This window comes from Bacillus sp. PSXD-155 (assembly GCF_049310765.1).
Taxonomy (GTDB): domain Bacteria; phylum Bacillota; class Bacilli; order Bacillales; family Bacillaceae_G; genus Bacillus_A; species Bacillus_A cereus.
Genome location: NZ_JBMOWC010000005.1, coordinates 300,521 through 324,785 on the forward strand (window position 1 = coordinate 300,521; position 24,265 = coordinate 324,785).

Consider the following 24,265-nt stretch of genomic DNA (forward strand, 5'->3'; position numbering starts at 1 on the left):
CCTTCCAGTTAGTTAAACAGATTAAAATAGTATAAGGAATATTATTTTATTCCCCTATTTTAGAACGCAACGAAATCCCTAAGTCAATTATACCTAAGATTGTCACAAGAGGAAACAGCATCGGAATAAACATGCATACAATAAAACTAATAATAGGAACCCCTTTTGTAAAACCTTTTCTATACGCTAAAAAGGAAATGAATGTCAGCCCTTGCAGTACAAGCAATAGTGCAAATATGACATATAGGTTAGAAAATACCATATGTAAATATGTTGTTGGATCTACTTTTATAAAAGTTGCTAACAAAATAAATATAACGTAATACCAAACAATACTCTTTGGTAATTGTAGATCTTTAAATTTAGGCCAAGGTATAATGTCGTGTTTTAACTTTTTCAAAACACTACCTGATATTATCACTGTAATCCAAGAAAAACATACTGAAACTAGAACAAGTATACTTGGAAATAACAATTGTAATATATCATTCATTTGTGTAAGTAACTCTTTTTGTTCCTTACTAATCGGCATACCTATAGCACTTACTATCTTTTCACTTTGCACCATACTTTCACTAAACATACTTTGCATTTGCTTCATTATATCTATGTTGAAAAACTTTATACTCGCAACATAAATAAGTACAAAACCAATTAAGTATGCAAGCGTCCCCGCTATTAAGATTTCCACTGGCTTTTTTCTTGTTTTATACGTATACCCTAAAACAATCCCTATCAATCCAAACATAATTGTCTTCACTAAATTCATAGGTTGACTCACAATAACAGTAACAAAAAGTGCCACTACAAAAATCACAAGCACATTAGATAGTTTATGTCTTATCGTTAATAGTATAAATGGTAACGGCAACGCAAAAGTTACAACAGTACCTAAAATCGGAACATACATAGATATAAGCAATAAAATTGCATATATAGCTAATAACGCTGCGCCTTCTGTAATAAACTTTGTTTGTTTCACATTTTAACCTCTCTTTCAAAAAAGAAAAGCATAGCAAAATGCACAGTAGAGTCCGACTCTACTGTGCATTTCATACGCTATTATTCACCAACATATGGTAAAAGTGCCATTTGACGAGCACGTTTAATTGCAACTGTAAGTTTGCGTTGGTATTTTGCGCTTGTCCCTGTTACACGACGAGGTAAAATTTTACCACGCTCAGAAACGAAACGTTTTAATAAATCAACATCTTTATAGTCAATGCGAGTGATGCCGTTAGCTGTGAAGAAACACACCTTACGACGTTTCGCACGTCCACCTTTGCGTCCTGCCATGTCTATTTCCCTCCATTCTTTGTTAAAACTAACAAATCTACTGTATTAGAACGGTAAATCGTCGTCGGAAATGTCGATCGGTTGACCTACATTTGAAAATGGATCGTCATTCTTCGTAAATCCAGAGTTCCCTTGATTACCTTGGTTACCTGAATTACTAGATTGACCAAATGGGTTAGAGCCTTGGTTACCGAAACCAGCTCCTGATGGTTGCTGATTGAATGAACCACGTTGCTCCCCACCGCCATTACGCGGCTCTAAAAATTGTACGCTTTCCGCAAGAACTTCTGTTACATATACACGTTTACCGTCTTGTCCATCGTAATTACGAGTTTGAAGACGTCCATCTACGCCTGCTAAGCTTCCTTTTTTCAAATAATTTGCTACGTTTTCTGCTTGTTTACGCCATATTACACAATTAATAAAGTCAGCTTCACGCTCACCTTGTTGATTCGCAAATGCGCGATTCACAGCTAACGTAAAAGTAGCTACTGCAACACCATTGGGCGTGTAACGTAAGTCAGGGTCCTTAGTTAAACGACCAACGAGGATAACACGATTCATCAATCGAACCACTCTCCCTTATATATCAATTATTTTTCTTCTTCTTTAACAACGATATGACGAAGGATGTCTTCGTTGATCTTAGCTAAACGGTCGAATTCGTTAATCGCTTCTGCGTTAGAGTTCACGTTTAAGATCATGTAGAAACCTTCACGTAAGTCGTTGATTTCGTAAGCTAAACGACGCTTACCCCACTCTTTCGTGTTAATGATTTCTGCACCATTGTTTGTTAAAACACCTGCAAAACGTTCAACTAAAGCTTTTTGAGCTTCTTCTTCAACGCCAGGACGAATGATGTACATAATTTCGTACTTTCTCATTACACTTTCACCTCCTTTTGGTCTAAACGGCCCATAATGGGCAAGGAGCAATTAATTTATAGTAATTACTCACGAGTTTAGATTATATCATAGTAAGTTATATGAATCAACTCACCAATACATAAAAAACTTGGCAAACATATAATATATTCGCCAAGCTCATATCTTTATTTTTCCTAGGAAATATTAGATTAAACGTTAAAACGGAAGTGCATAACATCTCCGTCTTTTACGATATACTCTTTTCCTTCTAAACGTACTTTTCCAGCTTCTTTTGCAGCTGTCATAGAACCGTTTGTCATTAAGTCATCGTAAGAAACTGTTTCTGCACGAATAAATCCACGCTCAAAGTCTGTATGAATAACACCAGCACATTGTGGTGCCTTCATACCTTGTTTAAATGTCCAAGCACGTACTTCTTGAACGCCAGCTGTAAAGTAAGTAGCAAGTCCTAATAGGTCATATGCTGCACGAATTAATTGATCTAAACCAGACTCTTCAATACCTAGTTCTTCAAGGAATACTTTTTTCTCTTCCTCGTCTAATTCAGCGATTTCTGATTCGATTTTTGCACATACAACGATTACTTGAGAATTTTCATTTTCTGCAAATTCTTTTACCATTTGTACGTATTTATTTTCCGAAGGATCGATAACATCGTCTTCACTTACGTTCGCTACGTATAACATTTCTTTTGTTGTAAGTAAATGAAGGCCTTTAACAATCTTCATCTGCTCTTCTGTAAATTCAACAGTACGAGCCGGTTTCCCCTCTTCAAAAGCCTCTTTTAAACGAACTAAAATTTCATGCTCATATACAGCTTCTTTATCTTTTTGTCTTGCTAATTTCGCAACACGCTCGATACGCTTATCAACAGACTCTAAGTCCGCTAAAATTAGCTCTAAGTTGATTGTTTCGATATCATCAATTGGATCTACTTTCCCTGAAACGTGCGTAATATTTTCGTCTTCAAAACAACGAACAACTTGGCAAATTGCATCTACTTGACGAATGTGAGATAAGAATTTATTTCCTAAACCTTCACCTTTACTAGCACCTTTTACGATACCTGCAATATCAGTAAACTCAAATACAGTCGGAACAGTCTTTTTCGGTTCTACTAATTCCGTTAATTTATTTAAACGCTCATCTGGTACTTCTACAATCCCTACGTTTGGATCAATTGTACAGAATGGATAGTTTGCAGATTCTGCTCCTGCTTGTGTAATTGCATTAAATAAAGTGGACTTACCTACGTTAGGTAATCCAACAATCCCAGCCGTTAATCCCATATTTTTCACTCCTATGTCTCAATCTTTCATCATTATAGATAGTAACGAAAAAAATGACAAGTTTCCGCCAAACGAAAAAAAGTAACAGTTACCTACTGTAACTGTTACTCTCCCTCTATTCTTCGTGCTTCACAAGTATTTTTTTCACCTTACGATCAAACTCTCTTCGAGTAATCATTACTGAATGGTCACATCCCTCGCACTTAATGCGGATATCCATTCCCATACGAATAATTTTCCAACGATTCTCGCCACATGGATGTGCTTTCTTCATTTCCACAACATCGTACAAGTTATATTCCTTTTGCTCCACTCTTCAAACTCCTCTCCATACTAAATTGCTTTTCCACTAACCAATTCTTCACGATTGTATAAAACCATACGTGGATATGGAATTTCAATTCCATGTAAATCAAGACGATTTTTAATCTCTTTACGAAGTGCCCTTGCAATAACTGCATGTTGCATCGGCTCTACTTCAGCGATAACGCGTAATATAACTTCTGATGCAGCTAACGTTTGCACACCTAATAATTGAGGTGTTGTTACCATTTTTTCATACTTTGAAGGTAACTCTACTAATAAATCTTCAATAACCTGTTCTGCTTTCGCAATATCAGCCTCATATGAAATAGATACATCAACAAACGCTACACTATTACTAACTGAGTAGTTAGTAACTTGAATAATACTTCCATTTGGTAAAGTATGAATTTCACCTGTCCAACTCTTTACTTTCGTTGTACGAAGTCCAATTTCTAAAACGACTCCTTCAAATTGACCGATTTTAACATAATCGCCAACTGAAAACTGATCTTCTAGCAAAATAAATAAACCTGTAATAACGTCTTTCACTAAACTTTGAGCACCAAATCCGACTGCTAAACCAATTACCCCAGCACCCGCTAATAAACCTGATGCATTAATATCAAACACACCTAAAATCGCAATTAGCATAATGAACATAACAACATACGCTACAATATTTTCAAGTAATTTCGCAACTGTAACTGTACGACGTTCTGAAATTTGAATTGGAGAACGGCTCCCCATACGAAACGCATTTCGTACAACCGCTCTTGCAATTCGCACAACAACTGCACCAATTATTAAAATAATACATATTTTTAATGTCGCAACTCCAATATGAGCCCAACGATCAGCATCTAATAAATACTGTTTCGTAGAATTAAACCACTTCGTTAATAAATCCATGTACCTCTACCTCTCTAGCTAAAATTTCTTTTTAGTTATCCTTATTATTGTATCAGAAGTCCTCTAATTGCTGAAAAAATTTTATGATTTTAATCCTATTTTATCCCCGCCATTCAGGTATAAAATGGAACGAATATATATATACTAGTACTATTATTTCCGTTTTCATTCACATTTTGCAAAAATTACGCACTTATAGCTTTCCATTTTTCTCACCATATAACATATATTGAAAATTTATTAAAAGGATGGGTGCTTCATGAACATTGGAAGTTTTCGCTTACCATTTTTTGAGAAAGAAACTCAAAACGTTATGCACCAAGATCTAGAAGCCTCTGAGATAATCAGTAATTTCTTACTTACCCATATTCCTATTAAAACTAATATACCACTCATTCTCGTTTGTATCGGAACAGATCGTTCTACAGGTGACGCACTCGGCCCGTTAGTTGGTACAAAACTTGAACAAATAGACATCAAAAACCTCCAAATATTCGGTACACTAGATGAGCCAGTACATGCACTAAATTTAGAAGAAAAAATTCAGAATATACAGAAAAAACACCCTACTGCATTTATAATTGCTGTTGATGCATGTTTAGGAAAGTCCCAAAATATTGGGTCAATCACTACTGGAAAGGGACCTAGTAAACCGGGTGCTGCTATGAATAAGAAATTACCTGCAGTTGGTGATCTGCATATACACGGTATCGTCAATCTAAATGGGTTTATGGAGTTTTTCGTTCTTCAAAATACAAGATTAAGTTTAGTCATGAAAATGGCTGATGTAATCGCACAAAGTATAAAAGAGACGGATCAAAAATTATCCGCATTAAAAAAAGCAAACCATCTATAAATAATAAGATGGTTTGCTTTTTAATTTTTCTGTGCTAATAGTTCTAAAATACGATTTAAATCTTCTTTATTAAAAAATTCAATTTCGATTTTACCTTTTTCTTTTTTCGTCTCTTTAATTTTCACATCTGTGCCAAACTTTTCTCTTAAGAACGTTTCACGTTCTACGAAAAATATATTTCGCTCTTTTTTCACTTTTTTTGTTTCACGTGAAACGTGTTGATTAATCTCTTGGACGATTTTCTCTAATTGACGAACATTTAATCCTTCTTTTTCAATGCGTTTCAATAAGGACTTCAATTGTTCTTCGTCTTTTATCGTAAGTAAAGTTCTCCCATGAGCCATTGAAAGTTGACCATTTGCAATCATATCTTGGACGAACGAAGGGAGGCTTAATAACCGAGTATAATTTGCAATGTAAGGTCTGCTTTTGCCAAGACGTTTCGCTAATTGTTCTTGCGTTACATTTAGCTCATTCATTAACATCTGGTATGCCATTGCCTCTTCCATAGGATTTAAATCTTCTCGTTGTAAGTTTTCTAACAAAGCAAATTCCATCATTTGCTGTTCAGTTAATTGTCTTACAACCGCAGGTACCTTTTCTAAACCAGCCTCTTTTGCAGCACGAAATCGTCTTTCACCTGCAACGATTTCATATCCTTTAATACTCTTTCTAGCAATTAATGGTTGTAGAATACCGTGTTCCTTAATCGAAATTGCTAATTCCTGAATAGCCTCTTTATTAAAGTGTTTACGCGGTTGATATGGATTTGGCCTTAATTCAGTTACAAGAATCTCCTGAATTGTTTCCTCTTCTTTCACATCTAAATCAGGAAAAAACACATTAATTCCTCTTCCTAATCCTTTAGCCACCTGCAATCACTTCCTCTGCTAAATCTATATATACTTCTGCTCCTCTTGATTTAGCGTCATACTGCATAATAGGTTTCCCATGACTTGGAGCCTCGCTCAAGCGTACATTACGCGGAATAATCGAGCGATATACTTTATCCCTAAAATACTTTTTCACTTCATCTATAACTTGGATCCCTAAATTTGTACGAGCATCCAACATTGTTAACAATACGCCTTGAATTGCTAAATTTTTATTTAAATGTTTTTGTACAAGTCGAACTGTATTTAATAGCTGACTTAATCCTTCTAGTGCATAATATTCACACTGTACAGGAATAATAACAGAATCTGCTGCTGTTAATGCATTAATCGTTAATAACCCTAAAGACGGGGGACAGTCGATAATAATATAATCATATTCATCACGAACTGGCTGTAATGCTCTTTGCAAACGTACTTCCCGGGAAATAGTCGGTACCAATTCAATTTCAGCACCAGCCAATTGAATTGTAGCGGGTAGAACATCTAAGTTTTCAGTTGCGGTTTTCTGTATAACCCCTTGAACATCTGCATCTTCCACAAGAACGTTGTAAATACATTGATCTAATTCAGATTTTTCAATTCCCACACCAGTCGTTGCATTTCCTTGAGCATCAATATCTACAAGAAGGACTTTTTTACCTACTTGCGCCAATCCAGCCCCTAAATTAACAGATGTTGTGGTTTTTCCAACACCGCCTTTTTGATTAGCAATAGCAATGATTTTTCCCATGATGTCACCTACTTTCAACCTTTCTATCTTATTCTAGTAACAATTACGTTTATTGTAACATGAAATAAAACTTTTTCTTTTACGTCCTTTATTAAACTTCAAAATTTATTTCTAAACTCCTTCTTCATTTAACAAGAAAATATAGTAAAGAGACCTCTCCAATAGGATAAGGTCTCTAACACGTCATTATTATTTTTTCTTTGGAATTTTAATTGTAATTTGATAGTACTCATCAAATTCTTCTTCCTCAGAATTAACATTTAAACCACTTTCAGTAACCATTTGTAAAGATTGTCTAATTGTATTCATAGCAATCCTCGTATCTCGACTTACTGCTTTTTGCTTTGCCTTACGCTTCGGTTTTGCTTCCTCTAGTAACTTCGCAATTCGTTCTTCTGTTTGCTTTACATTCAGTTGTTTCTCCACAATTTCCTGTAAAACCTTTAGTTGTAATTCCTCATTTTTTAAAGGAATGAGAGCGCGGGCATGACGTTCTGTAATGCTTTTTTCTAATAATGCACTTTTTATTTCTTCAGGCAACTTTAACAATCGCAACTTATTTGCGATTGTAGATTGTCCTTTTCCAAGTCGTTGTGCCAATGCTTCTTGTGTTAAATTATGTAACTCAATCAGCTTTTGATATGCCACAGCTTCCTCGATTGCCGTTAGTTCCTCACGTTGCAAGTTTTCAATTAAAGCTACAGAAGCTGTCTCTGTATCATTTAAGTTCTTTATAATTGCAGGAACCTTTTCCCAACCTAACTTTGTTGCCGCGCGAAAACGTCTTTCTCCAGCAATAATCTCATACTTATCGTCCTCATATTGCCTTACAACAATCGGCTGAATAAGTCCATGTGTACGAATCGTTAATGCTAGCTCATCAATACGCGCATCATCAAAAACTGTTCTTGGTTGATAACGGTTAGGGGTAATATTTACTATCGGAATTTCTTGTATTTCCTCATATACCTTTTTATCTATCTCTTCATGGCTTTCGTCTTGTAATTCGAATTCGCTCTCTTTATCTCCAAAGCCAAATAAACGAGAAAACGTATTTTTCATACATATTCCACCACCTTTTAGGCCTATTGACTATTCTCCATAAAATGTTTCCTATGAAACATTTACGTTTTCATTTATATAATTTAATCTTACGTCTAATAAGATTTATTTTTCAATAGGTAATTTATTGGGTGTTCCCGGTTTGCGTGGATATTTCTTTGGTGTCTTGCGCTTTTTCTCGATTAATAAAATATTACGTTCACTCTCTTCAAACGGTAATTGGAACGTAGACATCTCTTTTAACTCTCCGCCTAGCACCTCTAAAGCATACTTGCCATTTTCGATTTCTTCGTTTGCTGCTGCACCTTTCATTGCAATGAATGTTCCTCCAACTTTTACAAGTGGTAAACATAGCTCACTTAATACAGAAAGACGCGCAACTGCACGTGCCATTACAATATCGTATGATTCACGTACACCTTCTTTTTTCCCAAATGTTTCAGCACGATCGTGACAAAATGCAACATCACTTAATTCTAACTTTTGCGCTAAATGATTTAAGAAATTAATACGTTTTTGCAATGAATCTACAATTGTTACTTTTAAGTGCGGGAAACAGATTTTTAAAGGAATACTTGGGAATCCAGCCCCTGCACCAACATCACAAATTGAGAATGGTTTTGAAAAATCATAATAAAAAGCAGCTGTAATGGAATCAAAAAAGTGTTTTAAGTATACTTCTTCTTTTTCTGTAATAGCCGTTAAGTTCATTTTTTCATTCCACTCTACTAATGTTTCAAAGTAGATTTTGAACTGCTCTAATTGTCTAGAAGAGAGGGTGATTCCCTTCTCTTCTAGCATAGATTGAAATTGTTCTATGTTCATCTAGCAATATCTCCTTACTATGTTATTGGTTCGATACGCGCGCAATTTTTCCTTGTTCTATATACACAAGTAAAATGGAAATATCCGCTGGATTTACGCCAGAAATACGTGAAGCCTGCCCCATTGAAAGTGGACGAACATCTTTCAATTTCTGTCTAGCTTCTGAAGCAAGGCTAGAAATCGCGTCATAATCAATATCTACAGGGATTTTTTTACTCTCCATTTTCTTCATACGCTCTACTTGCTGTAAAGATTTTTCAATATATCCTTCGTACTTAATCTGAATTTCAACTTGTTCTGTAACTTCATCACTTAATTCTACTTCACTTGGTACTAAAAGATGAATATGCTCATATGTCATCTCTGGACGACGTAATAAGTCACTTGCACGTATTCCATCTTTCAATTCACTTCCGCCAATATTGCGAATTAATTCTTGAACTTCAGGACGTGGTTTAATAATAATGCTGCTTAAACGTTCCTTTTCCTGTTCAATTTGTAATTTTTTATTTGTAAATCGCTCATATCGCTCTTCTTTAATTAATCCAATTTCACGACCAACTTCAGTTAAACGAAGATCAGCATTATCGTGGCGTAATAATAGACGGTATTCTGCACGAGACGTTAATAAACGATATGGTTCATTTGTACCTTTCGTTACAAGATCATCAATTAAGACACCAATATAAGCATCCTCGCGGCCTAAAACAACTTCTTTTTTACCTAAAGAACGGCATGCTGCATTAATCCCAGCCATAAGCCCTTGTCCTGCCGCCTCTTCGTAACCAGAAGTTCCATTAATTTGTCCTGCTGTATATAAATTTTTAATCTTTTTCGTTTCAAGTGTTGGCCATAATTGTGTTGGCACAATTGCATCATATTCAATCGCATAACCTGTGCGCATCATTTCAACATTTTCTAGGCCTGGAATTGTTCTAAGCATGTCACGTTGTACATCTTCTGGTAGGCTTGTGGATAAACCTTGTACATATACTTCTTGTGTATTACGCCCTTCTGGCTCTAAGAAAATTTGATGACGTGGTTTGTCATTAAATCTTACTACTTTGTCTTCAATAGAAGGACAGTACCTAGGGCCTGTTCCTTTAATCATACCAGAATACATAGCTGAACGATGTAAATTTTCATCTATTAAACGGTGTGTTTCTGTACTTGTATATGTCAACCAACATGGAATTTGATCCATAATAAATTTCGTTGTTTCAAAAGAGAACGAACGCGGCTTATCATCACCTGGTTGAATTTCTGTTTTACTGTAGTCAATTGTATTACTGTTTACACGCGGAGGTGTCCCTGTTTTAAATCTAACAAGATCAAATCCGAGCTCCTCTAAATGCTCAGATAATGTAATAGACGGTTGTTGATTATTTGGACCGCTTGAATATTTTAAATCGCCCATGATAATCTCGCCACGTAAAAATGTTCCAGTCGTAATTACAACGGTTTTCGCTGTATATTCTGCACCAGCTTGTGTAACTACCCCTTTACATATACCTTCTTCAACGATTAAACGCTCTACCATTCCTTGGAACAACGTTAAGTTTGGTGTTTCTTCAATTGTTTTCTTCAATTCATGTTGGTAAGAGAATTTATCAGCTTGCGCTCGAAGTGCACGTACAGCTGGACCCTTACCTGTATTTAGCATACGCATTTGAATATGAGTTTTATCAATATTACGTCCCATTTCTCCGCCTAATGCATCAATTTCACGAACAACAATCCCTTTTGCTGGTCCACCAACAGAAGGGTTACATGGCATGAATGCTACCATATCTAAGTTAATTGTTAACATTAATGTTTTTGAGCCCATTCGTGCTGCCGCAAGACCAGCTTCACATCCTGCATGACCTGCACCGATTACTATGACATCGTATGAACCGGCATTGTATCCCATTGTTTATTCCTCCTAATAATCTCTATCTTTCTAAAACATCACTATATTATTTTCCTAAACAAAATTGAGAGAACAACTGGTCAATTAGGCTTTCATGGACTGTGTCACCAGTAATTTCACCAAGTATTTCCCACGTTCTTGTTAAATCAATTTGCACCATATCAATTGGTACACCATTTTCTATTGCCTCAATTGCATCACCGATTGTTTGTCCCGCTTGTGTTAATAATCCAATATGTCTCGCATTAGAAACATATGTCATATCTGTAGAATCGATTGTTCCTTCAAAGAATAAATCAGCTATTGCCTTTTCGAGTTCATCTATTCCTTGTTCCTCAATTAAGGATGTTGTAATAACACGATTTCCCTCGGCTAACTCTGTAACACGTTCCATATCAATTGCTTGCGGTAAATCAGTCTTATTCACAATAACAATAAAGTCTTTTCCTTGTACCGCATGGAATAGATCTTCATCCTCATTTGTTAAAGCCTCGCTATAGTTGACAACAACTAATACTAAATCTGCTTGGCTCATCATTTCTTTTGAACGCTCCACACCAATTCGTTCAACAACATCTTCTGTCTCACGAATACCGGCTGTATCTATAAGTTTAAGAGGTACGCCACGCACATTAACGTACTCTTCAATAACATCACGAGTTGTTCCTGCAATATCAGTTACAATTGCTTTTTTCTCCTGAACAAGGCTATTTAATAACGATGATTTTCCAACATTAGGCCTACCGATAATTGCTGTAGCAATACCTTCACGTAAGATTTTCCCTTGTTTTGATGTTTCTAATATTTTTTCGATTTCCGAACGAACATGCGTTGCTTTCTCAATTAAAATATTATGTGTCATCTCTTCTACATCATCGTATTCTGGATAATCTATATTTACCTCAACATGAGCTAATGTTTCTAATATTTCTTGACGTAAGCGACCAATTAATTTAGATAATCGCCCTTCCATTTGATTAATTGCTACATTCATCGCACGATCTGTTTTTGCTCGAATCAAATCCATAACAGCTTCTGCTTGTGATAAATCGATACGTCCATTTAAAAAAGCACGTTTTGTAAATTCGCCCGGTTCTGCCAATCTTACTCCTTGCGCTAGAATAAGTTGCAATACTTTATTTACTGAAACAAGTCCGCCATGACAGTTAATTTCCACTATATTTTCACGTGTAAAAGTCCTCGGTGCGCGCATAATAGACACCATAACTTCTTCAATAACTTGATTTGTATCTAAATCAACGATATGACCATAATGAATAGTATGAGAAGAAACCTCTGTTAAATCCTTCCCTTTAAAAATACGGTCAACTTTCTCAACCGCATCATCCCCACTTACTCGAACAATGGCAATTGCACCCTCTCCAAGCGCTGTGGAAATCGCAGCAATTGTATCAAATTCCATGTCCTTTCACCTCACTTGCTTATTTATCTCTATTTCAACATGATTATTTCTTTCACTAAATTATTAGGATACCATAACGAACCTATCTACAAAAGAAGAATAACTCATTTTATTATATCCCCATGTAAAAAACACTAAACTTATTCACAGTGGATAAGTTTAGTGTTTTTTAGTTATCCACATCTATTTTTCGCTCAAAAAAACCGGCACTCATTTGAGCAACCGGTCATTTAGGAGATATTACAACATGCCGATGTGGTTCATTTCCTTCAGAAGTTGTTTTGATACCTTGATGATTTGATAATGCCTGATGAATAATTTTTCGTTCAAAAGATGGCATCGGTTCTAAAATAACTCTTTTTTTCGTATTAGATACTTGTTTCGCTAATCGATAAGAAAGTGATTCTAACGTACTTTTTCTTTTACTACGATAATTTTCAGCATCTAGTGTAATACCGATATACTGCTTCGTGTTACGATTTGCGACAAGTTTTGTTAAATACTGTAAAGAGTTCAATGTATTACCTCTTTTTCCAATTAAAACTCCTACATCATCACCAGAAATTGTAAATTCAATCTCGCGTCCTTTTACAATTTTACTAATTTCAACTTCCACACCCATATTGTGAATAACATTTCTTAAATATTCTTCACATTCCTGAATTGGATCTTTCTTCAATACAACTTCTACTACTGCAGGACGATTCCCAAATAAACCTAAGAACCCTCTTTTACCCTCATCGACAATATTTATATCTACTCGATCTTTTGATGTGTTTAATTGCCTTAAAGCATCCTCTACTGCCAGCTCGACTGTTTGTCCTTTAGCAGTAATTATACTCACTTGCTTGAGCCTCCAGCTTTGTTAGCCTTAATCTCTGGCCCTTTGATAAAGTACATTTGAGCAATACCAAAGATATTACCAACAACCCAGTAAAGTGATAATGCAGCTGGGAAGTTAATTGCAAAGATTAAAATCATAATCGGCATAAGCCAAAGCATCATTGCCATTTGCGGATTTTGACCAGCTGTTCCTGCCATTGCAAGCTTTTGCTGAATAAATGTCGTAATTGCCGCAACAACTGGTAAGATATAGAACGGATCTGCCTGTCCTAAATCAAACCATAAAAATGTATGTTCACTAATTGCTGTTGTTCTCATAATCGCATGATAAAACGCGAATAAAATAGGCATCTGAACAAATATCGGTAAACATCCTGCCAATGGATTTACACCATTCTTTTGATATAACTGCATCATTTCTTGTTGTAGTTTTTGCTGCGTTGCTTGATCTTTAGAACTATATTTCTCTTTTAACTTCACCATTTCTGGTTGTAACGCTTGCATTGCCTTTGTACTCTTCGTTTGTTTAATCATTAATGGTAATAATGCAAAACGAATGATAAGAGTTGTAATAACAATTGCTAAACCGTAATTACTGTTAAATAAGTCGGCAAAATACGTGATTAACTGAGAAAGTGGATATACGAAATATTCATTCCAAATCCCAGTACTTTTCGATGTAATCGGCTGACCCGTTTCACTACAACCGGTGGCAATCGCCATTAATGCAACGACCATGGCTAGTAAACCTAATTTCTTTTTCAAAGCCTACTCCTCCTTGTATCGGTATGTATATAGTGTAATTCATTTCCTTACGCTACTTTTTTATTCTTTTCATACCAGAGCGTTTAAAGACATGAATTAAGCTTTTCTTTACTTCTTCATATGTCATCTCTGCACAAGGCTTCCTTGCTATTATAACAAAATCTTTTCCAGAATCTATCTCATCTTTTAACTCTGTAATAGCCTGACGGACCATGCGCTTAATTCGATTACGAACTACTGCATTTCCTATTTTCTTGCTAACAGAAAGGCCGATGCGAAAGTTTGGCTGTTCTTCTTTATCTAATTGGTATACAACAAACTGACGATTCGCATTTGATTTTCCTTTTTGAAAAACCGCCTGGAATTCATCATTCTTCTTTATACGATGTTTTTTCTTCATATCAATTGACACTCCTGTATTTCATCAGCGGAAATTCACTATTATTAGAAAAAAAGACCACTGAACGATCAGTGGTCTACGCAGATAATACTTTTCTTCCTTTACGACGACGAGCTGCTAGCACTTTACGTCCGTTCGCTGTGCTCATACGGCTGCGGAAACCATGTACTTTGCTGCGCTTACGTTTATTTGGTTGGTAAGTTCTTTTCATTATATGACACCTCCCTGAGGAATATCTGTTAAAGACAGTCCTATAAATTATAGTTAATTAACTAGGAAAATGTCAATGGTTCTAGAAATTTTCATCAAATATTCATTTTGAACCTATTCACATACTTTTTCACAGCATCTATATTTCATTGTGGATAAATGTTTTTTCACGTTTTTTATATCCACAAACTTTTTTCCCACTTTTACACAGTATATCGTGTTGTGGACAAGTTTATTCCACAAGGTATTGATTTTGTGGATAACTTTCTTAAATTCATTGCTATAGCCACTTTTTTTTGATATTATAGTTGTGTTTTCACTTTGAATAAGTTTTCCACACCTTTATCTTATCCACAATTTGTGTATAACATGTGGACAGTTTTAATCACATGTGGGTAAATAGTTGTCCACATTTGCTTTTTTTGTCGAAAACCCTATCTCATATACAAACGACGTTTTTAGGTTTTAAAATACGTTTCGTATAAATATACATTTTATATTTATTAGGTTGTACATTTGTTGCGCAACCTTATTCTTTTACCATCTTAGTAAAGGAGGGACACCTTTGGAAAATATCTCTGATTTATGGAATAGTGCCTTAAAAGAATTAGAAAAAAAGGTAAGCAAGCCTAGTTATGAAACATGGTTAAAATCAACAACGGCTCATAACTTGAAGAAAGACGTATTAACGATTACAGCTCCAAATGAATTTGCTCGTGACTGGCTAGAATCTCATTACTCAGAACTAATTTCGGAAACACTATACGATTTAACAGGGGCAAAATTAGCAATTCGCTTTATTATTCCCCAAAGTCAATCGGAAGAGGACATTGATCTTCCTCCAGTTAAGCGGAATCCAGCACAAGATGATTCAGCTCATTTACCACAGAGCATGTTAAATCCAAAATATACATTTGATACATTTGTTATCGGCTCTGGTAACCGTTTTGCCCATGCAGCTTCATTAGCTGTAGCCGAGGCGCCAGCTAAAGCGTATAATCCACTCTTTATTTACGGGGGAGTTGGGCTTGGAAAGACGCATTTAATGCACGCAATTGGTCATTATGTAATTGAACATAATCCAAATGCAAAAGTTGTATATTTATCATCAGAAAAATTTACGAATGAATTTATTAACTCTATTCGTGATAATAAAGCTGTTGATTTTCGTAATAAATATCGCAACGTAGATGTTTTATTGATAGATGATATTCAATTTCTTGCTGGAAAAGAACAAACTCAAGAAGAGTTTTTCCATACATTTAATGCATTACACGAAGAAAGTAAACAAATTGTAATTTCTAGTGATCGACCACCAAAAGAAATTCCAACTTTAGAAGATCGTCTTCGTTCTCGCTTTGAATGGGGACTTATTACAGATATTACGCCGCCAGATTTAGAGACACGAATTGCAATTTTACGCAAAAAGGCAAAAGCTGAAGGGCTTGATATACCAAATGAAGTTATGCTTTATATCGCAAATCAAATTGATTCAAATATTCGTGAATTAGAAGGTGCACTTATTCGAGTTGTAGCTTATTCATCTTTAATTAATAAAGATATTAATGCTGATTTAGCAGCTGAAGCACTTAAAGATATTATTCCAAATTCTAAGCCGAAAATTATCTCTATTTATGATATTCAAAAAGCTGTCGGAGACGTTTATCAAGTAAAATTAGAAGATTTTAAAGCGAAAAAACGCACAAAATCAGTTGCGTTTCCTCGCCAAATTGCAATGTATTTATCACGCGAACTTACGGATTCCTCTTTACCAAAAATAGGTGAAGAATTTGGTGGACGTGATCATACAACAGTTATCCATGCCCATGAAAAAATTTCTAAACTACTAAAAACCGATACGCAATTACAAAAGCAAGTTGAAGAAATTAATGGTATTTTAAAGTAGTAGCTGAATAGTGTGAATAACTTACCTTGTTTTACGCACAGTCTATCCACATGTAGATAGACTGTTTTTACATCCTTCAAAGGGGTTATCCACATATCCACAGGCCCTATTACTATTACTACTATTTTTTTATCTTTATTAATTAAATAAAATCTTATACTTACCGGAGGTTTTTCTTTATGCGTTTTACAATACAAAAAGACTATCTTGTAAGAGGTGTACAAGATGTAATGAAGGCAGTTTCTTCTCGTACAACAATCCCTATCCTTACGGGAATTAAAGTTGTAGCTACTGAAGAAGGGGTTACATTAACAGGAAGCGATGCTGATATTTCTATTGAATCGTTTATTCCAGTCGAAGAAAATGGAAAAGAAATCGTAGAAATAGCTCAATCAGGAAGCATTGTTTTACAAGCAAAATATTTTAGTGAGATTGTAAAAAAACTACCTAAAGATACTGTCGAAATTTCTGTGGAAAATCATTTTATGACAAAAATAAAATCTGGAAAATCAGAATTTAACTTAAATGGTTTAGATTCTGCAGAATATCCGTTATTACCACAGATTGAAGAACATCATGTATTTAAGATACCAACAGATTTACTTAAGCATATGATCAGACAAACTGTATTTGCAGTTTCTACTTCTGAAACAAGACCAATCTTGACAGGTGTAAACTGGAAGGTATATAACAGCGAGTTAACTTGTATTGCAACAGATAGTCATAGACTAGCACTTCGAAAAGCGAAAATCGAAGGACATAATATTGCAGATGAATTTCAAGCTAATGTTGTTATCCCAGGTAAGAGCTTAAATGAATTAAGTAAGATTCTAGATGAGTCTGAAGAAATGGTGGATATCGTTATTACGGAGTATCAAGTATTATTCCGTACAAAACATTTATTATTCTTCTCAAGATTGTTAGAAGGAAATTATCCAGATACAACACGTTTAATTCCAGCAGAGAGTAAAACGGATATTTTTGTGAATACAAAAGAATTCCTACAAGCAATTGATCGTGCTTCACTATTAGCGAGAGATGGCCGCAATAACGTTGTCAAATTATCAACTTTAGAGCAAGAAATGCTAGAGATTTCTTCGAATTCACCAGAAATTGGAAAAGTTGTCGAAGAAGTACAATGTGAAAAAGTAGATGGAGAAGAGTTAAAAATATCTTTTAGTGCAAAATATATGATGGATGCATTGAAAGCCTTGGATAGTACAGAGATTAAAGTTAGTTTTACTGGGGCGATGAGACCGTTCTTAATTCGTACAGTAAATGATGATTCAATTATTCAATTAATTTTACCAGTTCGTACTTACTAGGTAAGGAATAAGGGTTGCTAGTTTAAAGATGCTAGTGGCCCTTATTTGATTTTTGGGTATTACTTTCCTAATGTTAGTTTATTTAGTACAATGAAAGAATGAACACTTTCAGAAAGTGAGCGATTTTATGAAACATATTAAAATTTCAACAGAGTATATTACACTAGGACAATTTTTAAAGTTAGCTGATGTAATTGATACAGGTGGCGCTGTAAAATGGTTTTTACAAGAATATGAAGTGTACGTGAACAACGAACTTGAAAATAGAAGAGGTCGCAAACTATATGCGAATGATGTTATTGAAATTCCAGGAAGCGGAACTTTCCAAGTTCAAGCATAAAGGGGGAGCCCTTTGTTTATTTCAGAAATACAATTAAAAAACTATCGTAATTATGAAAAATTAGAGCTTTCCTTTGAAGATAAGGTAAATGTAATTATCGGCGAAAATGCACAAGGGAAAACAAACTTGATGGAAGCTATTTATGTTTTAGCGATGGCGAAATCTCATAGAACCTCTAATGATCGCGAACTTATCCGCTGGGATGAAGAGTTTGGTCAAATAAAAGGTAAATTACAAAAAAGAAACAGTTCTTTGTCTTTGGAATTAAATATTTCGAAAAAAGGTAAAAAGGCAAAATTAAATCAACTTGAACAACAAAAGTTAAGTCAATATATTGGCGTGATGAACGTTGTCATGTTTGCCCCAGAAGATTTAAATCTTGTAAAAGGAAGCCCTCAAGTAAGAAGACGCTTTTTAGATATGGAATTAGGACAAATAGCTCCTGTATATTTGTATGAATTAAGTCAATATCAAAAGGTGCTCACGCAACGAAATCACTTGTTGAAAAAAATGCAAGGGAATAGTAAGAATGAGGAAACGATGTTGGATGTATTTACACTTCAACTAATTGAGCATGGTGCAAAAATACTGCAAAAACGTTTTGAATTTTTGCATTTGCTACAGGAATGGGCAGCTCCAATTCATCGCGGTATAAGCCGTGGATTAGAAGAGTTAGAAATTGTCTATAAACCAAGTGTAGATGTATCAGAATCAATGGATTTGTCGAAAATAAAAGAAGTATACTATGAAAGTTTTCAATCTGTGAAACAACGTGAAATTTTCCGTGGTACGACTTTAATTGGTCCTCATCGTGATGATTTACAATTCTTCGTTAATAGTAAAAATGTTCAAGTCTTTGGTTCGCAAGGACAACAACGAACGACCGCACTATCCCTAAAATTAGCTGAAATTGAATTAATTTATTCAGAGGTTAAAGAATATCCAATCCTTTTACTGGATGATGTTTTATCAGAATTAGACGATTATCGTCAATCACATCTGTTAAATACAATTCAAGGAAAGGTGCAAACATTTGTTACAACGACGAGTGTCGACGGAATTGAACACGAAACATTAAAAGATGCGAAAACAATTCATGTAACGAACGGCACGGTAGATTGTGAAATAGATAGGGCATAAACCCCTGTTTAAATGGAAAAGTAGGTGATCTTTGTGTCAATGGAACAAAAGCAAATGCAAGAAAATGCATATGATGAAAGTCAGATACAGGTACTTGAAGGACTAGAGGCAGTTCGGAAACGTCCGGGTATGTATATTGGATCTACGAGTGGGAAGGGACTTCACCACCTTGTATGGGAGATTGTCGATAATAGTATCGATGAAGCGTTAGCAGGATATTGCGATGAAATTAACGTTAGTATCGAAGAAGATAATAGTATTCTTGTAACGGATAATGGACGTGGTATTCCAGTTGGTATACAAGAAAAAATGGGACGTCCTGCAGTAGAGGTTATTATGACTGTCCTCCACGCTGGTGGTAAATTTGGCGGTGGCGGTTATAAAGTTTCTGGTGGTTTGCACGGTGTTGGTGCATCTGTTGTAAATGCCTTATCAACAGAATTAGAAGTATTTGTACATCGTGATGGCAAAATCCATTACCAAAAATACGAAAGAGGTATTCCGGTTGCAGATTTAAAAGTCATCGGTGATACAGATAAGACTGGAACAATAACTCGCTTTAAACCGGATCCAGAAATTTTTAAAGAGACGACAGAATATGAATTCGATACGCTAGCGACTCGTATGCGTGAGTTGGCGTTTTTAAATCGTAATATTAAATTAACAATTGAAGATAAACGTGAACATAAGCAAAAGAAAGAGTTCCACTATGAAGGTGGAATTAAATCATATGTTGAACATTTAAATCGTTCAAAACAACCAATTCATGAAGAGCCTGTATATGTAGAAGGTTCAAAAGATGGTATTCAAGTTGAAGTTGCGCTTCAATATAACGAAGGATATACAAATCATATTTACTCATTTACAAATAATATTCATACGTATGAAGGTGGTACACATGAGGTAGGATTTAAAACTGCCTTAACACGTGTGATTAACGATTATGGTCGTAAAAATAACATTTTAAAAGATGCGGATAGTAATTTGACTGGTGAAGATGTTCGTGAAGGTTTAACAGCAATCGTGTCAATTAAACATCCAAATCCACAATTTGAAGGGCAAACGAAGACGAAACTTGGAAATAGTGAAGCGAGAACGATTACGGAGTCAGTATTCTCTGAGGCTTTTGAAAAATTCTTACTGGAAAATCCCAATGTTGCACGTAAGGTTGTAGATAAAGGGACGATGGCAGCACGTGCGCGTGTAGCAGCTAAAAAGGCTCGTGAGCTAACTCGCCGAAAGAGTGCTTTAGAAGTTTCAAGTTTACCAGGGAAATTGGCAGATTGTTCTTCTAAAGATCCAGCAATTAGTGAAATTTATATCGTAGAGGGTGACTCTGCGGGTGGATCTGCAAAACAAGGACGCGATCGTCATTTTCAAGCAATTTTACCGCTGAAGGGTAAAATTATTAATGTTGAAAAGGCACGCTTAGATAAGATTTTATCAAATGATGAAGTTCGTACAATTATTACGGCGATTGGTACAAATATTGGTGGGGACTTCGATATCGAAAAAGCACGCTATCATAAAGTTATTATTATGACCGATGCTGATGTTGATGGTGCGCATATTCGTACCCTATTATTAACGTTCTTCTATCGTTATATGCGTCAAATAATTGAGTGTGGATATATATATATCGCACAGCCACCTTTGTTTAAAGTGCAACAAGGTAAAAAAATTCAATATGCTTATAATGATAAAGAACTTGAAAAAATATTAGCTGAGTTACCAGCCCAGCCGAAACCAGGAATTCAACGTTATAAAGGTCTTGGAGAGATGAATCCAACTCAGCTATGGGAGACGACAATGGATCCAGAAGTACGTTCGTTACTTCAAGTTTCCCTTCAAGATGCAATAGAAGCAGATGAAACATTTGAAATTTTAATGGGTGATAAAGTGGAACCGCGTCGTAACTTTATCCAAGAGAATGCAAAATACGTGAAAAACCTTGATATTTAAATGAGTAATGACAGGAATCTAAGTATTCCTGTCTTCTACATATAAATCAATGTATGTGTAACGGAAATGTAAGAGGAGGTGCTCGTTGATGTCAGACAATCAACAACAAGCACGAATTCGAGAAATTAATATTAGTCATGAAATGCGTACCTCATTTTTAGATTACGCAATGAGTGTTATCGTATCTCGTGCATTACCAGATGTTCGTGATGGATTAAAACCTGTGCATCGTAGGGTTTTATATGCGATGAATGATTTAGGAATTACAGCTGATAAAGCGTATAAGAAATCAGCACGTATTGTCGGTGAAGTAATCGGTAAGTATCACCCTCATGGAGATTCAGCCGTTTATGAAACAATGGTACGTATGGCGCAAGATTTCAGTCAACGTTATATGCTTGTAGATGGGCATGGTAACTTCGGTTCTGTAGATGGAGATTCAGCGGCGGCAATGCGTTATACAGAGGCAAGAATGTCTAAGATTTCTATGGAATTAATACGTGATATTTCAAAAAATACAATTGATTACCAAGATAACTACGATGGTTCGGAAAGAGAGCCGATTGTATTACCAGCGCGTTTCCCTAATTTATTAGTAAACGGTACGACAGGTATTGCAGTTGGTATGGCAACAAATATTCCGCCGCATCAACTTGGCGAAGTAATTGATGGTGTGTTGGCATTAAGCCATAATCCAGATATCACTATCGCGGAATTAATGGAATATATTCCTGGTCCAGACTTCCCGACATCAGGTTTAATCTTAGGGCGAAGTGGCATCCGTAGAGCTTATGAAACAGGACGAGGTTCTATTATGCTTCGTGCCAAAGTTGAAATTGAAGAGAAATCAAATGGTAAACAATCTATTATCGTAACGGAACTACCTTATCAAGTTAATAAGGCACGATTAATTGAAAAAATCGCAGAATTGGTTCGCGATAAGAAAATTGAAGGTATTACAGATTTACGTGATGAATCAGACCGAAATGGTATGCGTATTGTCATGGAAGTACGTCGTGACGCTAATGCAAATGTACTATTAAACAATCTATATAAACATACAGCACTTCAAACAAGTTTCGGTATTAATATGTTGTCTCTTGTAAATGGAGAGCCTCAAGTACTAAACTTAAAACAAAACTTATATCATTATTTGGAGCACCAGAAGGTAGTAATCCGTAGACGTACTGCTTATGAATTAGAAAAAGCAGAGGCACGTGCCCATATTTTAGAAGGATTACGAATTGCTTTAGATCATCTTGATGAAGTTATTACGTTAATTCGTAGTTCAAAAACGGCTGATATTGCAAAGCAAGGCTTAATGGAACGTTTCGGTTTAAGTGAGAAACAAGCGCAAGCGATTTTAGATATGCGTCTGCAACGCTTAACTGGATTAGAACGTGAAAAAATCGAGCAAGAATATCAAGACTTAATGAAATTAATTGCTGAATTAAAAGCGATTTTAGCAGATGAAGAGAAAGTTCTTGAGATTATTCGTGAAGAATTAACAGAAGTAAAAGAGCGTTTCAATGATAAGAGACGAACAGAAATTACAATTGGCGGTATGGAATTTATTGAAGATGAAGATTTAATTCCTGAGCAAAACATTGCGATTACGTTAACTCATAACGGTTATATTAAGAGGTTACCAGCTTCTACGTACAAAACACAGAACCGTGGGGGACGTGGTGTACAAGGAATGGGTACGAATGATGATGACTTTGTTGAACACTTATTAACAACGTCTACTCATGATCATATTTTATTCTTTACAAACAAGGGTAAAGTATACCGTACGAAAGGATATGAAATCCCAGAGTATAGTCGTACTGCAAAAGGGCTACCAATTATTAACCTATTAGGGGTAGATAAGGGTGAGTGGATCAATGCCATTATTCCAATTCGTGAATTTGGTGACGACCAGTTCTTATTCTTTACAACGAAACAAGGTATTTCTAAGAGAACGCCACTTTCATCATTTGCAAATATACGTACAAACGGTTTAATTGCAATTTCGCTTCGTGAAGAAGATGAAGTGATTTCTGTACGTTTAACATCTGGCGATAAAGATATTATCGTAGGGACAAGCAACGGTATGTTAATTCGCTTCAATGAACAAGATGTACGTTCTATGGGCCGTAATGCAGCTGGTGTAAAAGCTATTACATTAGGCGAAGAGGACCAAGTAGTAGGTATGGAAATTGTTGAAGAAGATACGAATGTTTTAATTGTAACGAAAAACGGGTATGGTAAGCGTACTCCAGTTGAAGAGTATCGACTACAAAGTCGTGGTGGTAAAGGTCTTAAGACTTGTAACATTACAGATAAAAACGGTAAGTTAGTAGCGGTTAAGTCTGTAACAGGTGAAGAAGACATCATGCTAATTACAGCCGCAGGCGTTATTATTCGTATGCCAGTTGATCAAATCTCTCAAATGGGACGTAATACACAAGGTGTTCGTCTAATTCGTTTAGAGGATGAGCAAGAGGTAGCGACAGTAGCAAAAGCACAGAAAGATGAAGAAGAAGAATCTAATGAAGAGGTTTCTTCTGAAGAATAAGAGGGGGGATTTTCCCCCTCTTATTTTTTTATAATAATACTTGCATAGTAATAGAAAAGTCTATATAATAGGCAGAGTCAGTAAATGAGAGATACAAATTATCTTGAAAAACTTGTTGACGAAAATAATATACTATGATATATTATAAAAGTCGCTGAAACGCGATATTGAACTTTGAAAACTAAACGAAACAAACAACGTGAAACGTCAATTTTTATTTTTAGATGCTAGACAAACTAACTTTATTGGAGAGTTTGATCCTGGCTCAGGATGAACGCTGGCGGCGTGCCTAATACATGCAAGTCGAGCGAATGGATTGAGAGCTTGCTCTCAAGAAGTTAGCGGCGGACGGGTGAGTAACACGTGGGTAACCTGCCCATAAGACTGGGATAACTCCGGGAAACCGGGGCTAATACCGGATAA

At 35.6% G+C, this 24,265-nt stretch carries 24 protein-coding genes and 1 rRNA gene; 8 read left to right on the forward strand and 17 right to left on the reverse strand.

Features of this window, described 5'->3' with window-relative positions:
• Positions 1-46: 46 nt before the first annotated feature.
• The 7 genes from ACO6VI_RS07975 to ACO6VI_RS08005 form a co-directional block, all read right to left on the reverse strand.
• Positions 47-982 (reverse strand): YybS family protein, encoded by a 936-nt coding sequence (locus ACO6VI_RS07975; RefSeq protein ID WP_097961885.1) that lies wholly within the window; start codon positions 980-982, stop codon positions 47-49.
• An 80-nt stretch (positions 983-1,062) separates the two neighbouring features.
• Positions 1,063-1,296, reverse strand: a complete 234-nt coding sequence (gene rpsR, locus ACO6VI_RS07980; RefSeq protein WP_000918873.1) for a 30S ribosomal protein S18 — start codon at positions 1,294-1,296, stop codon at positions 1,063-1,065.
• Positions 1,297-1,341: 45 nt separating this feature from the next.
• Positions 1,342-1,863 carry a single-stranded DNA-binding protein gene (gene ssb, locus ACO6VI_RS07985; RefSeq protein WP_002094213.1) on the reverse strand — a complete coding sequence of 174 codons (522 nt, stop codon included), beginning with the start codon at positions 1,861-1,863 and terminating at the stop codon, positions 1,342-1,344.
• A 26-nt stretch (positions 1,864-1,889) separates the two neighbouring features.
• Positions 1,890-2,180: a 30S ribosomal protein S6 gene (rpsF, locus tag ACO6VI_RS07990; protein WP_001233781.1), complete on the reverse strand. Its 291-nt coding sequence runs from the start codon at positions 2,178-2,180 to the stop codon at positions 1,890-1,892.
• A gap of 191 nt (positions 2,181-2,371) precedes the next feature.
• Positions 2,372-3,472: a redox-regulated ATPase YchF gene (ychF, locus tag ACO6VI_RS07995; protein WP_000524670.1), complete on the reverse strand. Its 1,101-nt coding sequence runs from the start codon at positions 3,470-3,472 to the stop codon at positions 2,372-2,374.
• Between the two features lie 115 nt (positions 3,473-3,587).
• Positions 3,588-3,785 carry a DUF951 domain-containing protein gene (locus ACO6VI_RS08000; protein WP_000435486.1) on the reverse strand — a complete coding sequence of 66 codons (198 nt, stop codon included), beginning with the start codon at positions 3,783-3,785 and terminating at the stop codon, positions 3,588-3,590.
• 20 nt (positions 3,786-3,805) lie between these two features.
• Entirely contained in the window at positions 3,806-4,687 is an 882-nt protein-coding gene (locus ACO6VI_RS08005) for a mechanosensitive ion channel family protein (RefSeq protein WP_000365111.1), read from the reverse strand.
• A gap of 259 nt (positions 4,688-4,946) precedes the next feature.
• Here ACO6VI_RS08005 and yyaC point away from each other — a divergent pair, with 259 nt between their 5' ends.
• Entirely contained in the window at positions 4,947-5,543 is a 597-nt protein-coding gene (yyaC, locus tag ACO6VI_RS08010) for a spore protease YyaC (RefSeq protein WP_001020709.1), read from the forward strand.
• Between the two features lie 20 nt (positions 5,544-5,563).
• Here yyaC and spo0J read toward each other — a convergent pair whose 3' ends face one another.
• The 10 genes from spo0J to rpmH all read right to left on the reverse strand — a co-directional run bounded on the left by spo0J (position 5,564) and on the right by rpmH (position 14,610).
• Positions 5,564-6,415 (reverse strand): stage 0 sporulation protein Spo0J, encoded by an 852-nt coding sequence (spo0J, locus tag ACO6VI_RS08015; RefSeq protein WP_001051832.1) that lies wholly within the window; start codon positions 6,413-6,415, stop codon positions 5,564-5,566.
• The gene (soj, locus tag ACO6VI_RS08020) at positions 6,408-7,169 is read right to left on the reverse strand and encodes a sporulation initiation inhibitor protein Soj (protein WP_000516114.1); all 762 of its coding nucleotides are present in this window, start codon (positions 7,167-7,169) and stop codon (positions 6,408-6,410) included. The genes spo0J and soj overlap by 8 nt, the downstream gene beginning before the upstream one ends.
• 189 nt (positions 7,170-7,358) lie before the next feature.
• A complete protein-coding gene (gene noc / locus ACO6VI_RS08025) occupies positions 7,359-8,231 on the reverse strand; it encodes a nucleoid occlusion protein (RefSeq protein WP_000799016.1) in 873 nt (290 codons plus the stop codon).
• Positions 8,232-8,336: 105 nt separating this feature from the next.
• The gene (rsmG, locus tag ACO6VI_RS08030; protein ID WP_001019628.1) at positions 8,337-9,056 is read right to left on the reverse strand and encodes a 16S rRNA (guanine(527)-N(7))-methyltransferase RsmG; all 720 of its coding nucleotides are present in this window, start codon (positions 9,054-9,056) and stop codon (positions 8,337-8,339) included.
• A 22-nt stretch (positions 9,057-9,078) separates the two neighbouring features.
• Entirely contained in the window at positions 9,079-10,968 is a 1,890-nt protein-coding gene (gene mnmG, locus ACO6VI_RS08035) for a tRNA uridine-5-carboxymethylaminomethyl(34) synthesis enzyme MnmG (RefSeq protein WP_000541052.1), read from the reverse strand.
• A 46-nt stretch (positions 10,969-11,014) separates the two neighbouring features.
• Entirely contained in the window at positions 11,015-12,391 is a 1,377-nt protein-coding gene (gene mnmE, locus ACO6VI_RS08040; protein ID WP_000393762.1) for a tRNA uridine-5-carboxymethylaminomethyl(34) synthesis GTPase MnmE, read from the reverse strand.
• A 226-nt stretch (positions 12,392-12,617) separates the two neighbouring features.
• A complete protein-coding gene (gene jag / locus ACO6VI_RS08045; RefSeq protein WP_000022795.1) occupies positions 12,618-13,235 on the reverse strand; it encodes an RNA-binding cell elongation regulator Jag/EloR in 618 nt (205 codons plus the stop codon).
• A complete protein-coding gene (spoIIIJ, locus tag ACO6VI_RS08050) occupies positions 13,232-13,999 on the reverse strand; it encodes a YidC family membrane integrase SpoIIIJ (RefSeq protein ID WP_000727740.1) in 768 nt (255 codons plus the stop codon). Before spoIIIJ ends, jag begins: the two co-directional genes overlap by 4 nt.
• Positions 14,000-14,051: 52 nt before the next feature.
• Entirely contained in the window at positions 14,052-14,399 is a 348-nt protein-coding gene (gene rnpA, locus ACO6VI_RS08055) for a ribonuclease P protein component (protein ID WP_000726621.1), read from the reverse strand.
• Between the two features lie 76 nt (positions 14,400-14,475).
• A complete protein-coding gene (gene rpmH / locus ACO6VI_RS08060; RefSeq protein ID WP_000831901.1) occupies positions 14,476-14,610 on the reverse strand; it encodes a 50S ribosomal protein L34 in 135 nt (44 codons plus the stop codon).
• Positions 14,611-15,174: 564 nt separating this feature from the next.
• Here rpmH and dnaA point away from each other — a divergent pair.
• From dnaA to ACO6VI_RS08095, 7 genes are all read left to right on the forward strand, one after another.
• A complete protein-coding gene (gene dnaA / locus ACO6VI_RS08065) occupies positions 15,175-16,515 on the forward strand; it encodes a chromosomal replication initiator protein DnaA (protein WP_000428028.1) in 1,341 nt (446 codons plus the stop codon).
• A 179-nt stretch (positions 16,516-16,694) separates the two neighbouring features.
• Positions 16,695-17,840, forward strand: a complete 1,146-nt coding sequence (gene dnaN, locus ACO6VI_RS08070; protein ID WP_001212886.1) for a DNA polymerase III subunit beta — start codon at positions 16,695-16,697, stop codon at positions 17,838-17,840.
• A 127-nt stretch (positions 17,841-17,967) separates the two neighbouring features.
• Positions 17,968-18,180 carry a S4 domain-containing protein YaaA gene (gene yaaA, locus ACO6VI_RS08075; protein ID WP_000680510.1) on the forward strand — a complete coding sequence of 71 codons (213 nt, stop codon included), beginning with the start codon at positions 17,968-17,970 and terminating at the stop codon, positions 18,178-18,180.
• 12 nt (positions 18,181-18,192) lie between these two features.
• A complete protein-coding gene (recF, locus tag ACO6VI_RS08080) occupies positions 18,193-19,320 on the forward strand; it encodes a DNA replication/repair protein RecF (RefSeq protein ID WP_000470755.1) in 1,128 nt (375 codons plus the stop codon).
• Positions 19,321-19,359: 39 nt separating this feature from the next.
• Entirely contained in the window at positions 19,360-21,282 is a 1,923-nt protein-coding gene (gyrB, locus tag ACO6VI_RS08085; RefSeq protein ID WP_000435980.1) for a DNA topoisomerase (ATP-hydrolyzing) subunit B, read from the forward strand.
• Positions 21,283-21,370: 88 nt separating this feature from the next.
• Positions 21,371-23,842 (forward strand): DNA gyrase subunit A, encoded by a 2,472-nt coding sequence (gyrA, locus tag ACO6VI_RS08090; protein ID WP_001282866.1) that lies wholly within the window; start codon positions 21,371-21,373, stop codon positions 23,840-23,842.
• Between the two features lie 242 nt (positions 23,843-24,084).
• Positions 24,085-24,265: ribosomal RNA gene (locus ACO6VI_RS08095) — 16S ribosomal RNA — on the forward strand; the annotation flags it as partial.

Bases quoted from the DNA above. Each gene is read 5' to 3' on its own strand.
- rpsR (WP_000918873.1), bottom strand. From the start codon at position 1,296: ATGGCAGGACGCAAAGGTGGACGTGCGAAACGTCGTAAGGTGTGTTTC.
- rpsF (WP_001233781.1), bottom strand. From the start codon at position 2,180: ATGAGAAAGTACGAAATTATGTACATCATTCGTCCTGGCGTTGAAGAA.
- ychF (WP_000524670.1), bottom strand. From the start codon at position 3,472: ATGGGATTAACGGCTGGGATTGTTGGATTACCTAACGTAGGTAAGTCC.
- ACO6VI_RS08005 (WP_000365111.1), bottom strand. From the start codon at position 4,687: ATGGATTTATTAACGAAGTGGTTTAATTCTACGAAACAGTATTTATTA.
- yyaC (WP_001020709.1), top strand. From the start codon at position 4,947: ATGAACATTGGAAGTTTTCGCTTACCATTTTTTGAGAAAGAAACTCAA.
- soj (WP_000516114.1), bottom strand. From the start codon at position 7,169: ATGGGAAAAATCATTGCTATTGCTAATCAAAAAGGCGGTGTTGGAAAA.
- noc (WP_000799016.1), bottom strand. From the start codon at position 8,231: ATGAAAAATACGTTTTCTCGTTTATTTGGCTTTGGAGATAAAGAGAGC.
- rsmG (WP_001019628.1), bottom strand. From the start codon at position 9,056: ATGAACATAGAACAATTTCAATCTATGCTAGAAGAGAAGGGAATCACC.
- mnmG (WP_000541052.1), bottom strand. From the start codon at position 10,968: ATGGGATACAATGCCGGTTCATACGATGTCATAGTAATCGGTGCAGGT.
- mnmE (WP_000393762.1), bottom strand. From the start codon at position 12,391: ATGGAATTTGATACAATTGCTGCGATTTCCACAGCGCTTGGAGAGGGT.
- rnpA (WP_000726621.1), bottom strand. From the start codon at position 14,399: ATGAAGAAAAAACATCGTATAAAGAAGAATGATGAATTCCAGGCGGTT.
- rpmH (WP_000831901.1), bottom strand. From the start codon at position 14,610: ATGAAAAGAACTTACCAACCAAATAAACGTAAGCGCAGCAAAGTACAT.
- dnaN (WP_001212886.1), top strand. From the start codon at position 16,695: ATGCGTTTTACAATACAAAAAGACTATCTTGTAAGAGGTGTACAAGAT.
- yaaA (WP_000680510.1), top strand. From the start codon at position 17,968: ATGAAACATATTAAAATTTCAACAGAGTATATTACACTAGGACAATTT.
- gyrB (WP_000435980.1), top strand. From the start codon at position 19,360: ATGGAACAAAAGCAAATGCAAGAAAATGCATATGATGAAAGTCAGATA.
- gyrA (WP_001282866.1), top strand. From the start codon at position 21,371: ATGTCAGACAATCAACAACAAGCACGAATTCGAGAAATTAATATTAGT.